The sequence below is a fragment of the Kitasatospora sp. NPDC059408 genome (genome assembly GCF_042751525.1).
Lineage (GTDB): Bacteria > Actinomycetota > Actinomycetes > Streptomycetales > Streptomycetaceae > Kitasatospora.
Map to the genome: position 1 here is coordinate 1 of NZ_JBHYWI010000067.1, position 14,278 is coordinate 14,278.

12 protein-coding genes are annotated in these 14,278 nt (G+C 73.7%); 9 read left to right on the forward strand and 3 right to left on the reverse strand.

The window, feature by feature from the left end; all coding sequences use genetic code 11:
• Nucleotides 1-46: 46 nt before the first annotated feature.
• Nucleotides 47-715 (reverse strand): NAD(P)H-binding protein, encoded by a 669-nt coding sequence (locus tag ACFXDE_RS32905; RefSeq protein WP_380498204.1) that lies wholly within the window; start codon nt 713-715, stop codon nt 47-49.
• A 107-nt stretch (nt 716-822) separates the two neighbouring features.
• Between ACFXDE_RS32905 and dxr the strand changes: the two genes are divergently transcribed.
• The 5 genes from dxr to ACFXDE_RS32930 all read left to right on the forward strand — a co-directional run bounded on the left by dxr (nt 823) and on the right by ACFXDE_RS32930 (nt 6,695).
• Nucleotides 823-2,067, forward strand: coding sequence for a 1-deoxy-D-xylulose-5-phosphate reductoisomerase (dxr, locus tag ACFXDE_RS32910; protein WP_380498205.1), 1,245 nt, complete (start codon nt 823-825; stop codon nt 2,065-2,067).
• A 202-nt stretch (nt 2,068-2,269) separates the two neighbouring features.
• Nucleotides 2,270-3,574, forward strand: a complete 1,305-nt coding sequence (locus tag ACFXDE_RS32915; RefSeq protein WP_380498206.1) for a M50 family metallopeptidase — start codon at nt 2,270-2,272, stop codon at nt 3,572-3,574.
• A 144-nt stretch (nt 3,575-3,718) separates the two neighbouring features.
• Complete coding sequence (gene ispG, locus ACFXDE_RS32920) at nt 3,719-4,879, forward strand: flavodoxin-dependent (E)-4-hydroxy-3-methylbut-2-enyl-diphosphate synthase (protein ID WP_380445455.1); 1,161 nt, start codon at nt 3,719-3,721, stop codon at nt 4,877-4,879.
• 193 nt (nt 4,880-5,072) lie between these two features.
• The gene (locus ACFXDE_RS32925) at nt 5,073-5,948 is read left to right on the forward strand and encodes a GNAT family N-acetyltransferase (RefSeq protein ID WP_380445467.1); all 876 of its coding nucleotides are present in this window, start codon (nt 5,073-5,075) and stop codon (nt 5,946-5,948) included.
• A gap of 165 nt (nt 5,949-6,113) precedes the next feature.
• A complete protein-coding gene (locus ACFXDE_RS32930) occupies nt 6,114-6,695 on the forward strand; it encodes a GNAT family N-acetyltransferase (protein ID WP_380445456.1) in 582 nt (193 codons plus the stop codon).
• Here ACFXDE_RS32930 and ACFXDE_RS32935 read toward each other — a convergent pair.
• Together ACFXDE_RS32935 and ACFXDE_RS32940 are read right to left on the reverse strand one after the other, a co-directional pair.
• Nucleotides 6,668-7,576 (reverse strand): aminoglycoside phosphotransferase family protein, encoded by a 909-nt coding sequence (locus ACFXDE_RS32935; RefSeq protein WP_380498207.1) that lies wholly within the window; start codon nt 7,574-7,576, stop codon nt 6,668-6,670. The genes ACFXDE_RS32930 and ACFXDE_RS32935 overlap by 28 nt on opposite strands.
• Nucleotides 7,577-7,673: 97 nt before the next feature.
• On the reverse strand, nt 7,674-8,699 hold the full coding sequence (locus ACFXDE_RS32940; RefSeq protein WP_380498208.1) for a ferritin-like domain-containing protein: 1,026 nt from the start codon (nt 8,697-8,699) through the stop codon (nt 7,674-7,676).
• A gap of 283 nt (nt 8,700-8,982) precedes the next feature.
• Between ACFXDE_RS32940 and rimP the strand changes: the two genes are divergently transcribed.
• The 4 genes from rimP to infB all read left to right on the forward strand — a co-directional run bounded on the left by rimP (nt 8,983) and on the right by infB (nt 14,165).
• Complete coding sequence (gene rimP, locus ACFXDE_RS32945) at nt 8,983-9,501, forward strand: ribosome maturation factor RimP (RefSeq protein ID WP_380498209.1); 519 nt, start codon at nt 8,983-8,985, stop codon at nt 9,499-9,501.
• A 54-nt stretch (nt 9,502-9,555) separates the two neighbouring features.
• Nucleotides 9,556-10,557, forward strand: coding sequence for a transcription termination factor NusA (nusA, locus tag ACFXDE_RS32950; RefSeq protein WP_380445460.1), 1,002 nt, complete (start codon nt 9,556-9,558; stop codon nt 10,555-10,557).
• A 126-nt stretch (nt 10,558-10,683) separates the two neighbouring features.
• The gene (locus tag ACFXDE_RS32955) at nt 10,684-10,932 is read left to right on the forward strand and encodes a YlxR family protein (protein WP_380445461.1); all 249 of its coding nucleotides are present in this window, start codon (nt 10,684-10,686) and stop codon (nt 10,930-10,932) included.
• A 215-nt stretch (nt 10,933-11,147) separates the two neighbouring features.
• Nucleotides 11,148-14,165, forward strand: a complete 3,018-nt coding sequence (gene infB, locus ACFXDE_RS32960; RefSeq protein ID WP_380498210.1) for a translation initiation factor IF-2 — start codon at nt 11,148-11,150, stop codon at nt 14,163-14,165.
• Nucleotides 14,166-14,278 lie beyond the last annotated feature (113 nt).

Consider the following 14,278-nt stretch of genomic DNA (forward strand, 5'->3'; position numbering starts at 1 on the left):
GGGCCCGGTTCGGTCGAACCGGGCCCTCCGCACGTCCGGGGGCGGGTCAGCCGTCGTGTCCGCCGGCGGCGGACACGGCCTCGGCGACCGTGGCGTTGCCGGCGACGAGTTCGAGGGTCTGCCCGGCGGTGCCGGGTTCGCGCAGCAGGGCGGCGAGGACGGCGGCCACGTCGGCCCGGTCCACCGCGCCGCGCCCGGTCCCGGGGGCGAGTCGGACCAGGCCGGTGCCGGGGCCGTCGGTGAGCCGGCCGGGGCGCAGCACCGTCCAGTCGAGGGTGGTGCGGGCCCGGACGGCGTCGTCGGCGGCGCCCTTGGCGCGCAGGTAGGTCTCGAAGACCTCGTCGGCGGGGTGGTGGGCGTGGGCGTCGGCGCCCATGGAGGAGACCATGAGGTAGCGGCGGACACCGGCGAGTTCGGCCGCGTCGGCGAGCAGCACGGCGGCGTCGCGGTCGACGGTGTTCTTGCGCTCGGCGCCGCTGCCCGGTCCGGCGCCGGCGGCGAAGACCACGGCGTCGGCGCCGTCGAGCAGGGCGGCGAGCTGCGGGGCGGTGGCGGCCTCCAGGTCGAGCAGCAGCGGCTCGGCGCCGGCGGCCACGAGGTCCTGGGCCTGTTCGGGGCGGCGGATGATCCCGGCCGGGCGGTCGCCGCGGGCGGCGAGCAGCCGTTCGAGGGCGAGCGCGATCTGTCCGTGGCCCCCGGCGATGACGGTACGCATGGCTCCGACGGTAGCCGCGGCGCGCGTCCCCGTCGTGCGGAGCGTGCTGCGGGGCGGACGCCCCGGGGCGGGCACGAGGAGGGCGCCGGGCAGGACACAATGGGCGCATGACTTCGCTCGCCCACCCGCAGCTGCGTTTCACGCCCACCGTGCAGGACCCGTCCGGCCCCCGGGAGCTGGTGATCCTCGGTTCCACCGGGTCGATCGGCACCCAGGCCATCGACGTGGTGCTCCGCAACCCGGACCGGTTCCGGGTGGTCGCCCTGTCGGCGGCCGGCGGCCGGGTGGAGCTGCTCGCCGAGCAGGCGCTGGAGCTGGGCGTGCACACCGTGGCCGTCGCCGACCCGGCGGCGGAACCGGCGCTGCGCGAGGCGCTGGCGGCGAAGGCGGCGGGCCGTGCGCTGCCGGCCGTGCTGGTGGGGCCGGACGCGGCGACCGAGCTGGCCGCGATGGAGTGCCACTCGGTGCTGAACGGCATCACCGGGTCGATCGGGCTGCGGCCGACGCTGGCCGCCCTGAAGGCGGGCCGGGTGCTGGTGCTGGCGAACAAGGAGTCGCTGATCGTCGGCGGTCCGCTGGTGAAGGCGGTGGCGAAGCCGGGCCAGATCGTGCCGGTGGACTCCGAGCACGCGGCGCTGTTCCAGGCGCTGGCCGGCGGCACCCGGGCCGAGGTCCGCAAGCTGGTGGTGACGGCGAGCGGCGGGCCGTTCCGCACCCGGACCCGGGAGCAGCTGGCCGGGGTGACCCCGCAGGACGCGCTGGCGCACCCGACCTGGGCGATGGGCCCGGTCGTCACGATCAACTCGGCCACCCTGGTCAACAAGGGCCTGGAGGTGATCGAGGCGCACCTGCTGTACGACGTGCCGTTCGAGCGGATCGAGGTCGTCGTCCATCCGCAGTCGGTGGTGCACTCGATGGTGGAGTTCACCGACGGTTCGACGCTGGCGCAGGCCAGCCCGCCGGACATGCGGATGCCGATCGCGCTGGGCCTGGGCTGGCCGGACCGGGTGCCGGACGCAGCGCCGGGCTGCGACTGGACCAAGGCCGCGACCTGGGAGTTCTTCCCGCTGGACAACGACGCGTTCCCGGCGGTCGAGCTGGCCCGCGAGGTGGGTTCGCTGGGCGGCACGGTGCCGGCGGTGTTCAACGCGGCGAACGAGGAGTGCGTGGAGGCCTTCCTGAAGGGCCGGCTCGCCTTCACGGGAATCGTGGACACTGTTGCCAAGGTCGTGGCCGAGCACGGACAGCACGACGGCGGGTCGGCTGCGGCGGGAACTTCCCTGACCGTCGAGGACGTCCTGCAAGCGGAGGACTGGGCCCGCGCCCGGGCCCGCGAGCTGGCGGCGGGCTGACCGGCCGACCGGGCCGACCGGGCCGACCGGGCCGACCGACCGACCGGGCCGACCGGGCCGACCGGGCCGACCGACCGACTGGGCTGACCGGGCGACCGGGCCGGCCCGATCCGGCCGGCCCGGTCGGCCGCGGCGGTTGAACCGTGGCTCCGGTCGCGGTAGGACGAGACGATGAGCGGAGCGGCATGACGGAGGAGTTGCGGTGGCAGCGGTTTTGACGGTGGTCGGCATCCTGGTCTTCGTGCTCGGGCTGCTGGTGTCGATCGCCTGGCACGAACTCGGCCACCTCTCCACGGCCAAGCTGTTCGGCATCCGGGTGCCGCAGTACATGGTCGGCTTCGGCCCGACCCTGTGGTCGCGCCGCAGGGGCGAGACCGAGTACGGCATCAAGGCGATCCCGTTCGGCGGGTACATCCGGATGATCGGGATGTTCCCGCCGGGCGACGACGGGCGGATCACCAAGCGCAGCAGCTCGCCCTGGCGGAGCATGATCGAGGACGCCCGGGAGGCCTCCTACGAGGAGCTCCAGGAGGGGGACGAGCACCGGCTGTTCTACACCCGCAAGCCGTGGAAGCGCGTCATCGTCATGTTCGCCGGGCCGTTCATGAACCTGATCCTGGCGTTCGGGCTCTTCCTGACGGTCATGATGGGCTTCGGCGTCTCCATGAACGTGCCGACGGTGAGCACCGTCGCCCAGTGCATCGTCAAGGCGGGCCAGCCCACCGACGCCTGCCCGGCGGGCGCCCCGCAGACCCCCGCCGCGACGGCCGGGCTGAAGGCCGGGGACCGGATCCTGTCCTTCGACGGGGACCACATCCACACCTACGACCAGCTCCAGGCGGACATCCGCAGGTCGGCGGGGAAGACCGTGCCGGTGGTGGTCGACCGGGGCGGGCAGCAGCTGACCCTCAGCCCGACGATCGCGGTCAACGACGTCCAGAAGTACGACGCGAACGACATCCCGATCAAGGGGCAGACCGTCCAGGCCGGGTTCCTCGGATTCACCCCGGCGAGTGGCGTCGTCCAGCTGGGTTTCGGGCAGTCGCTCGGACGGATGACGGACATGGCCGAGAACGGCGTGAAGTCCCTGGTCGCCCTGCCCGGCAAGATCCCCGGGCTGTGGAACGCCGTCGTCGGTGACGCCCCCCGCGACCCGGACTCGCCGATCGGGATGGTCGGCGCGGCCCGGGTGAGCGGCGAGGTCTTCTCGCTCGACATCCCCGGCACCCAGCGGATCGCGTTCTTCGTGAACCTGCTGGCCGGCATCAACCTGTCGCTGTTCCTGTTCAACATGCTGCCGCTGCTGCCGCTCGACGGCGGCCACGTCGCGGGCGCGGTCTGGGAATCGGTCCGGCGCCGCCTCGCACAGCTGTTCAAGCGGCCGGACCCGGGCCCGTTCGACGTCGCCAAGCTGATGCCCCTGGCGTACGTGGTGGCCAGCATCTTCATCGGGTTCACCCTGCTGGTCCTGGTGGCCGACCTGGTGAACCCGGTCAAGATCAGCTAGTGCGTCCGGGTACGGCGGGTGTGCTCGGCTCCACCCCCGTGCCGTACCGTGGAGGCCGGGTGCGCGATCGTGGCGCGCCCGGCCCCGGCCGTTTCCTTCGGCCGGGCGGTCGACCACACCTCCACCCTGGGGAACCCTGCGCACATGACCGCGATCTCGCTCGGTATTCCGTCCCTGCCGCTCAAGCCGCTCGCCAAGCGCCGAGTATCCCGGCAGATCATGGTCGGCAACGTTCCGGTCGGTGGTGACGCCCCCGTCTCGGTGCAGTCGATGACCACCACCGTGACCTCGGACATCAACGCCACGCTGCAGCAGATCGCGCAGCTCACCGCGTCCGGCTGCCAGATCGTCCGGGTCGCCGTCCCGTCCCAGGACGACGCCGACGCGCTGCCGATCATCGCGAAGAAGTCGCAGATCCCGGTCATCGCCGACATCCACTTCCAGCCGAAGTACGTGTTCGCCGCGATCGACGCCGGCTGCGCCGCGGTGCGCGTCAACCCCGGCAACATCAAGGCCTTCGACGACAAGGTCGGCGAGATCGCCAAGGCGGCCAAGGACGCGGGCGTGCCGATCCGGATCGGCGTCAACGCCGGTTCGCTCGACAAGCGCCTGCTGGAGAAGTACGGCCGGGCCACCCCCGAGGCGCTGGTGGAGTCCGCGCTGTGGGAGTGCTCGCTGTTCGAGGAGCACGACTTCCGCGACATCAAGATCTCGGTCAAGCACAACGACCCGGTCGTGATGATCCAGGCCTACCGCCAGCTCGCGGCGGCCTGCGACTACCCGCTGCACCTCGGCGTCACCGAGGCCGGGCCGGCCTTCCAGGGCACCATCAAGTCCGCGGTCGCCTTCGGCGCGCTGCTCGCCGAGGGCATCGGCGACACCATCCGGGTCTCGCTGTCGGCCCCGCCGGCCGAGGAGATCAAGGTCGGCAACCAGATCCTGGAGTCGCTCGGCCTGCGCCAGCGCGGCCTGGAGATCGTGTCCTGCCCGTCCTGCGGCCGCGCCCAGGTGGACGTCTACAAGCTCGCCGAGGAGGTCACCGCCGGCCTGGAGGGCATGGAGGTGCCGCTGCGCGTCGCGGTCATGGGCTGCGTCGTGAACGGCCCGGGCGAGGCCCGCGAGGCCGACCTCGGGGTCGCCTCCGGCAACGGCAAGGGCCAGATCTTCGTCAAGGGCGAGGTCATCAAGACCGTCCCCGAGTCGAAGATCGTCGAGACCCTCATCGAGGAGGCGCTCAAGCTCGCCGAGCAGATGCAGGCCGAGGGCGTCGAGGCCGGGGCACCGACGGTCGTCGCCGGCGAGTGACCGGGGTGTAGTTCCCCCGCGGCCCCCGCGCGGTCGTCCGCCCCGGGCCCGTGCGGAGCGCTGTTCTGTTTTTCCGGAAGCGGGGCCGTCCGTTCGCGGACGGCCCCGCGGCCGTAGCCGGGTGGGGCCACGGAGTAGGGTGCGGCCAGAGTCGTCTCAGTGAGGTGCTGTCTCGATGCTCGATCGAGGTGTGATGCTCCCCAGCTCGTTCCAGGCCGCCCGCGCCCTGGCCACCACCCGCGTGCTGGAGCCGCCCGACCTCGCCGACGCCCTGGAGATCCTCCACCGGGACCCGGTCGCCAACGCCTTCGTCGCCACCCGCGTCGAGTCGGTCGGCCTCGACCCCTGGCGGCTCGGCGGCGAGATGTGGGGCTGGTACGACGAGGACGGCGTCCTCGACGCGCTCTGCTACGCCGGGGCCAACCTGGTCCTGGTCAACGCCGGTCCGCCGGCGGTCCAGGCCTTCGCGGAGCGGGCGCGGCGCCAGGGGCGCCGGTGCTCCTCGATCGTCGGTCCGGCCGGACCGACGGCGGCCTTCTGGGCGCTCCTGGAACGGAGTTGGGGACCGGCCCGGGACGTGCGCGCCCACCAGCCGCTGATGGCCACGACGGTGTCCTCGGCGGAGATCGCCCCCGATCCGCTGGTCCGGCGGGTGCGGCGGAACGAGGTCGAGGCACTGATGCCGGCCTGCGTGGCGATGTTCACCGAGGAGGTCGGGGTGTCGCCGCTGGCCGGGGACGGCGGGCTGCTGTACCAGGCCCGGGTCGCCGAACTCGTCTCCACGGGACGGTCGTTCGCGCGGTTCGGGGACGACGGCGAGGTGGTCTTCAAGGCCGAGGTCGGCGCGGTGACCGAAGGGGCGTGCCAGATCCAGGGGGTGTGGGTCGCGCCGGAGCACCGGGGGCGGGGGCTCTCGGAGACCGGGATGGCGGCGGTGCTGGACATCGCGCTGCGGGAGGTCGCCCCGGTGGTCTCGCTCTACGTCAACGACTTCAACGTGCGCGCCCGGGCCGCCTATCGACGCGTGGGCTTCCGCGAGGTCGGGGCGTTCATGAGCGTGCTCTTCTGACGGGGACGTCCGCCCGCCCGTTGTTTTCACATCGGGCTTCCTCACGTTGGGCTTCCTCAAGTGGGGCCTCCCCAGGGGGGATTCCTCCGGCGGCTCGGCCGGGTCGGCGGCGCTGATCTGCGGCTCCGCCCGCGTCGGCGCGGCGCGGGTAGTAACGTCCGGGGCATGGATCAGCTGACCGGGGTGACGATCGAGGCCATCGACCTCGCGGCCTGGGCGCCGCAGGCGCTCGACGTCCAGGCCGTGGCGTTCGGGCTGACGCCCGAGGAGGTCGCCGTCCGGCTGCACATCGTCGGCCGGCACGCCCAGCAGCCCGGGGTGATCGCCCTCGGCGCGATGAGCGGCGGGCGGCTCGTCGGCTTCGGGTACGGGATGCCCAACCGGCGCGAGCACTGGTGGAGCACCGTCATCGAGCCCTACCTGGTCTCCCGCGGGCACGGGGACTGGCTGGACGGGGTGTTCGCCATCACCGAGCTGCACGTGCTGCCCGAGTGGCAGGGCCGGGGCGTCGGTTCGCGGCTGATCCGGGGACTGTGCGAGCGCTCGGGCCTCGACCGGAGCATCCTGTCGGCGATCGACGCCGAGACGCCGGCCCGGCGGCTGTACCGCTCCCTGGGGTACCAGGACCTCGCGCGGGCGGTGCGCTTCCCGGCCACGGACCGGCTGTACGCGGTGATGGGGGCCCCGCTGCCGCTGCGGCGGCCCGGCGCGGGCGCGGTTCAGAGCGCGCCGGCGAACTCCAGGTAGAGCTCGGCGTCCTCCCGGCGCTGCGCGGCGAGGGCGCGCAGGCCGAGGTCGACGGCGCGGTGGAGCGTCCAGCCGCGCAGGCGTTCCTGGTCCACCTCCAGGGCCTCGGAGAGCTGGTGGAGCCTCCTGCGGATCGTGCCGGGCGCACCGGCCGAGCCGACCACGGTGTCCGCGCGGTCGAGGACGAGGCGGGCCAGGTCGTAGGCGCGCTCCCCGGCGAGGGGGCGGGGGTCGACGGCCAGCCAGGGGGCGCGGTCGGCGGCGAGGACGTTGCCGTGGTGGAAGTCGCCGTGCAGCAGGAACGTCTCGGTGGCGGAGGCCGCGAGGGCGGTCCCGGTCTCCAGGGCCTCGGCGACGAGGGCGGCCGCCTCGGGCGGGGGCGCGACGGCGGGGGCCCCGGCGGCGACGCGGTCGGCGAGGGTGGGGTAGGCGTGCTCCTCGGGCAGCGGCACCCACAGGCGGTGGAGGAGGCTGGTCGCCTCCAGCATGGCCTTGGGCTCGGCGAGCGACCGCAGGGGGATGTCGCCGTGCAGACGCTCCAGGAGCAGGACCCCCTCGGCGGGCACGGCGTCCAGGAGGAGGACGGCGCCGCGGCCGGCCCATGCGGTCAGCGCGGCGTGCTCGGTGGCCGTCTCGGGCGTGACCAGGCCGACCTTGAGCACGGCGGGGGAGAGGTCGTCGCGGTGGACGTAGGCGACGAGGCTCAGGCTGCCCCCCGGGTCGAGGACGCGCTCCAGGGTGAGGTCCCAGTGGTCCAGGTGGGCGGCCACCCGCTCCGGGAGGCCCGCCAGCCAGGCCCCGGCCGCGTCGCCGCCGGGGCTCGCGGCGATGCTGCGCGCCAGCCATGCCGGCACGGTGATCTGTGCTGCTGCTCCCGACATGCCGGCCTTCCGGTTGGTGTTCCCCCGTGGTGCTACCCGTCCATTGTCGGTGATCGGGGCGAAAGCGCAGGTCAGTGTCGCGCGGAGGGTGCCGGGCTCAGGAAGTCGCGGACGGGGTCGGGGCCGGGGTCGGCGACGCGGTCGGGGACGCCGTGGCCTGGTCGTCGATGCCCGGGAACGCGCGCTGGGGCGCGCCCCAGCGGCGGGCGTGGAGGGCGGCCTCGCGCAGGGCGTCGGCCGCGGCGGTGCGCTGCTGGGCGGGGACGGCGGCGACCAGGTCGGCGTAGATCACGGTGAGCCGGGTCTCGATGTGGGCGGCGAGGCGGGTGGCCGCGGCCGCGTCGGTGACGGCGAACGGCAGCTGGTAGCCGGCGGCCGCCGCGCCCGGGGTCGCCCCCACGCCGGTGAGGAGGCGCTGCCACGCGTCCCGGCGGGCCTGGTGGTCGGCGTAGGCCGTCCGCGCGTCGGCGCGCTGCTGGTCGTCGGGGAGCTTCGCGCCGACCACGCCGTAGCCGTATATGGCGGCGTGTTCGGCGTTCAGGGCGCCCTGGAGCGCGGTGACGGCCTCGGGGGTGAGCGCCGCGCCCGGGGTCGCGGAGGGCGAGGAGGGCGCGGAGGGTGAGGAGTCCGGCGCGGCCGGGGGCGCGGTGTCGCCGAGCGCGGTGGCGTGCACGGCGGCCGACGCGGCGACGGAGGCCAGGAGCCGGCCGAGTTGCGGGGACGCGGCGCCCAGGTCGGCCAGGTGGGCCTGGGCGGTCCGGCGTTCGAGGGCGGCCAGCTCGGCGGTGGTGGTCACGGGGGACGGAGTGGCCGTGGGGGCCGGCGCGGTGGCGCCCGGTGTGGTGGTGGAGGGCGCGGGCGGTGTCGGAGGCGTGAGGGTCTGCGCCAGCGCCGCCCGGTGCTCCGCGACCTCGGCGCGCAGGGGCTGGAGCTGGGCCGTCGGCAGGCCGTCGTAGGCCGCGAGCAGCACGTCGGTGGCGGTCACGGCGCGTCGGCGGAGGGGCTCGTCCGGGTCGGGCCGGCGGGCGTCGGCGGGCGCCTCCCGGTCGGGGCCGGTGGTGCAGGCGGCGGCGGTCAAGAGCAGTCCGAGGGCCAGGAAGGTCCGTCGGCTGGGCGGCTGCATGCGTGTCACTCCGGGGCGTGTACGGGAGGACGGCCTCCCCGCCTGCCCTCGTAGGCGTGAATGATTACAGAATCCCCACGATTTCGGCCCGGATCCGGGGCAGGAGGAGGCCAGGGGGCGGGTGTGACCTTGCTCGCAGTGGGTGGCGGACGGCCTGGGCGGTGTGGTCCGGAATCGGTGGTTCGCGGCATCACCGGCTAGGCTTTGGGCCGAGCTGCCGCGACCCGTCGGGACGCGGAGCGACCTTCTGACAACAGCAGACGCGGCCGAGGAGTCCACCCGGATGAGCACCACCACCAACGACCGGCTGCGCGCGTTGCTGGAGCCGCTGGCCGCGCGGGCGGGCCTGGACCTGGAGGACGTCAGGGTCACTCAGGCCGGCAGCCGCCGCCAGGTGCAGATCGACGTCGACACCGACGACGGCGTGGACATGGACGCCATCGCCGACTTCAGCCGCGTTGTCGGCGAGGCCCTGGACGAGTCGGACGTGATGGGCGACGGCGCGTACCTGCTGGAGGTCGGATCCCCCGGTGCCGAGCGTCCGCTGGTGCTGCCCCGGCACTGGCAGCGCGCCGAGGGCCGGCTGGCCAAGATCCACCTGGCCGACGGCGGGGAGGTCGTCGCGCGGGTGCTGGAGGCGGACGAGGACGGCGCACTGGTCGAGGTGCAGCCGGTGAAGGGCCGCGGCCGTCCGAAGGAGCGCCGCCTGGAGTACTCCGAGGTGGCCCGGGCGCGCGTCCAGGTCGAGTTCAACCGCAAGGACGACGAGCTCCTCGACGAGGGGGACGACGGTGCGGAGTGACGGCCGCACGCACTGGACCATGATGAACGTGACGAAAGACGAGGAGGCGTAGCCGTGGACATCGACATGAGTGCCCTGCGCACGCTGGTCAACGAGAAGAACATCCCCTTCGACCTGCTGGTCGAGTCGATCGAGTCGGCCCTCCTCACCGCGTACCACCGCACCGAGGGCTCGCGCCGCCGGGCCCGGGTGCACCTGGACCGCAAGTCCGGGCACGTCACCGTGTGGGCGATGGAGGACCCGGCGGAGCTGGACGAGGGCGTCGAGCCCAAGGAGTTCGACGACACCCCGAACGGTTTCGGCCGGATCGCGTCCAGCATCGGCATCCAGGTGATGATGCAGCGCCTGCGCGACGCCGCCGACGACCAGACCTTCGGCGAGTACGCGGGCAAGGAGGGCGACATCGTCACCGGTGTCGTCCAGCAGGGCAACGACCCGAAGAACGTGCTGGTCGACATCGGCAAGCTGGAGGCCATCCTGCCGCCGCAGGAGCAGGTCCCGGGCGAGGACTACCGGCACGGCACCCGGCTGAAGTGCTACGTCGTGGCCGTGCGCCGCGGTGTCCGCGGGGCGTCGGTGACGCTGTCGCGCACGCACCCGAGCCTGGTGAAGAAGCTGTTCGCGCTGGAGGTCCCGGAGATCGCGGACGGCAGCGTGGAGATCGCGGCGATCGCCCGCGAGGCCGGCCACCGCACCAAGATCGCGGTCTGGTCGCGCCGCGCCGGGCTGAACGCCAAGGGCGCCTGCATCGGCCCGATGGGCGCCCGCGTGCGCGCCGTGATGGGCGAGCTGCACGGCGAGAAGATCGACATCGTGGACTGGTCGGAGGACCCCCGCGAGATGGTCGCCGCCGCGCTGTCCCCCGCGCGGGTGACCAGCGTGGAGATCGTCGACGCGGCCCAGCGCTCCGCCCGGGTGATCGTGCCGGACTACCAGCTGTCGCTGGCGATCGGCAAGGAGGGCCAGAACGCCCGCCTCGCGGCCCGTCTGACCGGGTGGCGGATCGACATCCGGCCGGACACCGAGGACGCCGGCCAGGAATCCGCGGAGCGGTAGTCAGTGTTGTAGCGGGCTCCCCGCCGGTCCTCCGGGACTGGCGGGGCGGCGCCATGTCCCTTCGGAGGGGTAGACTTGCCTTCGTCTGGCCGGACGCATGTCCGAGCACGCCCGGAACGCACCTGCGTGGGCTGCCGCAAGCGCGCGGCCAAGCACCAGCTGTTGCGTGTCACGGCGGTCGAGGGCGTCTGCGTCCCCGATCCCCGTGGCGCACTGCCGGGCCGGGGCGCACACCTGCACCCCGATCCGGCCTGCCTCGACCTCGCGGTCCGCCGTCGGGCGTTCCCCCGGGCCTTCCGGCTCCAGGGCGCGCTCGACACGGAGCGGCTCCGCGGGTTCATCGAGGGGCGGGCGGGCGGCAACCCGGAGTCCTGATTTCTCCCGGGCCCCCCGCTTCGGAGAACCACCGCAACAAGTACGGCGGGCGGGCAGCCGCGCGCCGTGCCACCAGTCAGGTACCTCGCGATGTGGAAGTAGGTCGAGATTGCGATGAGCACTCGATGAGTACGCGATGAGTACGCGATGGGTACGCCCATGAAGTAGCGACGGTCCGGCGGACGAGACACCCCGGACTCATAGACAGGAGTGAAGTGGCTAAGGTCCGGGTTTACGAACTCGCCAAGGAGCTTGGCTTGGAGAGCAAGGCCGTCATGGCCAAGCTCACCGAGCTCGGCGAGTTTGTCCGTTCGGCGTCCTCGACGATCGAGGCGCCGGTCGTGCGCAAGCTGACTGACGCGCTTGGTGTGGCCCCCACCGGTGGTGGCGCTGCCAAGCCGGGCCCGCGGAAGTCCGCGGCGCCCTCTCCCTCCGGGGCCCCCAAGCCGGGTGCCCCGACCCCGGGGCCGCGCCCGAGCGCGACCCCTGGTCCCCGTCCCACCCCGGCCGCCGCGGCTCCCGCCGCCCCGGCCGCCCCCGCTGCCCCGAAGCCGGCCGGCGCGCCGACTCCGGGTCCGCGTCCGGCCGCACGTCCCGCCGCTCCGGCGGCCCCGGCCGCGCCCGCGGCCGAGTTCTCCTCGCCGGCTCCGGCCGGTGACGCCCCGCGTCCGGCCGCCCAGGCCCCGCGTCCGGCGGCGCAGGCCTCCGGCGGCGCCCGTCCGGGCCCGCGTCCGGCCGGCCCGCGTCCGGGCAACAACCCGTTCACCTCGGGCAGTGCCACCGGCATGGCCCGTCCCGGCGACCGCCGTCCCGGCGCGCCGGGCGGCCGTCCGGGTGCTCCGGGTGCGCAGGGCGGCGACCGCCCGCGTCCCGGTGGCGACCGTCCGCGTCCGGCCGGTGCTCCCGGTGCCGACCGTGGCGCCCCGCGTCCCGGTGGCGACCGTCCGCGTCCCGACGGCATGCCCCGTCCGGCCGGTCCGCGCCCCGGCGCGCCGAGCCCGTCCGGCATGCCGCGCCCGAACCCGGGCATGATGCCGCAGCGTCCGGCTCCGGGCCCGCGTCCGGGTCCCGGCGGCCGTGGCCCCGGTGGCCCCGGCGGCCGTCCGGGTGGTCCGGGTGCCGGCGGCGCCCGTCCCGGCTTCCAGGGCCGTCCGGCCGGTCCGGGCTCGCGTCCGGCCGGTGGCGGCGGCTTCGGCGGCCCGCGTCCGGGTGGCGGTGCCCCCGGTGGTGGCGGTGGCGGCTTCGGCGGCGCCCGTCCGGGTGGCTTCGGCGGTCGTCCCGGTGGCCCGGGTGCCCGTGGTGGCACGCAGGGTGCCTTCGGCCGTGGCCCCGGTGGCCGTCCGGCCCGTGGCCGCAAGTCGAAGCGGGCGAAGCGCCAGGAGTACGAGGCCATGCAGGCCCCGTCCGTCGGCGGTGTGATGCTGCCCCGCGGCAACGGCCAGACCGTTCGCCTGTCCAGCGGCGCCTCGCTGATGGACTTCGCGGAGAAGATCAACGCCAACCCGGCCGCGCTCGTCTCCGTCATGTTCAACCTCGGTGAGATGGTCACCGCGACCCAGTCGGTCTCCGACGCGACCCTCGAGCTGCTGGCCGGCGAGATGGGCTTCCAGCTGGAGATCGTCAGCCGGGACGACGAGGACCGCGAGCTGCTGGAGTCGTTCGACATCGACTTCGGCGCCGACGAGGGCGACGAGGACCAGCTGGCCCCGCGCCCGCCGGTCGTCACCGTCATGGGTCACGTCGACCACGGTAAGACCCGCCTGCTGGACGCGATCCGCAAGTCCAACGTGGTGGCCGGCGAGGCCGGTGGCATCACCCAGCACATCGGTGCCTACCAGGTCGTCACCGAGGTGAACGGCGAGCAGCGTCCGATCACCTTCCTCGACACCCCGGGTCACGAGGCGTTCTCCGCCATGCGTGCCCGTGGTGCCAAGTCCACCGACATCGCGATCCTGGTGGTCGCGGCCAACGACGGTGTCATGCCGCAGACGGTCGAGGCGCTCAACCACGCCAAGGCCGCGGGCGTGCCGATCGTGGTCGCCGTCAACAAGATCGACGTCGAGGGCGCCGACCCGACCAAGGTGCGCGGTCAGCTGACCGAGTTCGGTCTGGTGGCCGAGGAGTACGGCGGCGACACCATGTTCGTCGACATCTCCGCGCGCCAGGGCCTGAACATCGAGCAGCTGCTCGAGGCCGTGGTCCTGACCGCCGACGCCTCGCTCGACCTGCGGGCCAACCCGGAGCAGGACGCGCAGGGTATTGCGATCGAGGCCCACCTCGACAAGGGCCGCGGCGCCATGGCGACCGTGCTCGTCCAGCGCGGTACGCTCCGCGTCGGCGACTCGATCGTCGTGGGCGACGCCTACGGCCGCGTCCGCGCGATGCTGGACGAGAACGGCAACAGCCTCACCGAGGCCGGCCCGTCCCGTCCGGTGCTGCTGCTCGGTCTGACCTCGGTGCCCCGCGCCGGCGACAGCTTCATCGTCGTCGACGAGGACCGCACCGCCCGTCAGATCGCCGAGAAGCGCTCGGCCCGCGACCGCAACGCCGCCTTCGCGCAGCGTCGGGTCCGGGTGTCCCTGGAGGACCTGGACAAGGCCATCGCCGCCGGCGAGATCGAGCAGCTCAACCTCATCATCAAGGGTGACGTCTCCGGTTCGGTCGAGGCCCTCGAGGACGCCCTCGTCAAGCTCGACGTGGGCGAGGAGGTCGAGCTCCGCATCCTGCACCGCGGCGTGGGTGCGATCACCGAGTCCGACGTCAACCTGGCGATGGGTTCGGACGCCATCATCATCGGCTTCAACGTGCGCGCCGAAGGCCGTGCGCGTACCGCGGCCGACAAGGAAGGCGTGGACGTCCGGTACTACTCGGTCATCTACCAGGCGATCGAGGAGATCGAGAACGCCCTCAAGGGCATGCTCAAGCCGGAGTACGAGGAGGTGCGCCTCGGCGCCGCGGAGATCCGCGAGGTCTTCCGCTCCTCCAAGTTCGGCAACATCGCCGGTGTCCTGGTCCGCGACGGCATCATCCGCCGCAACGCCAAGGCCCGCCTGCTGCGCGACGGCAAGGTCGTGGCGGAGAACCTCTCGATCGAGGGCCTGCGCCGCTTCAAGGACGACGCGACCGAGGTCCGCGAGGGCTTCGAGGCCGGTGTGACCCTGGGGTCGTTCAACGACATCAAGGTCGAGGACATCATCGAGACCTACGAGATGCGCGAGAAGCCGCGCGCGTAGTCGCTGGTCACCGGGGCCGGTCGACGGGTGGTATTTCCGTCGACCGGCCCCGGTCTCGCTGTGTAGGGTCCGGGGTAGTCAACAGACGCGGTGCCGGCCCGAGTCCGGGCCGT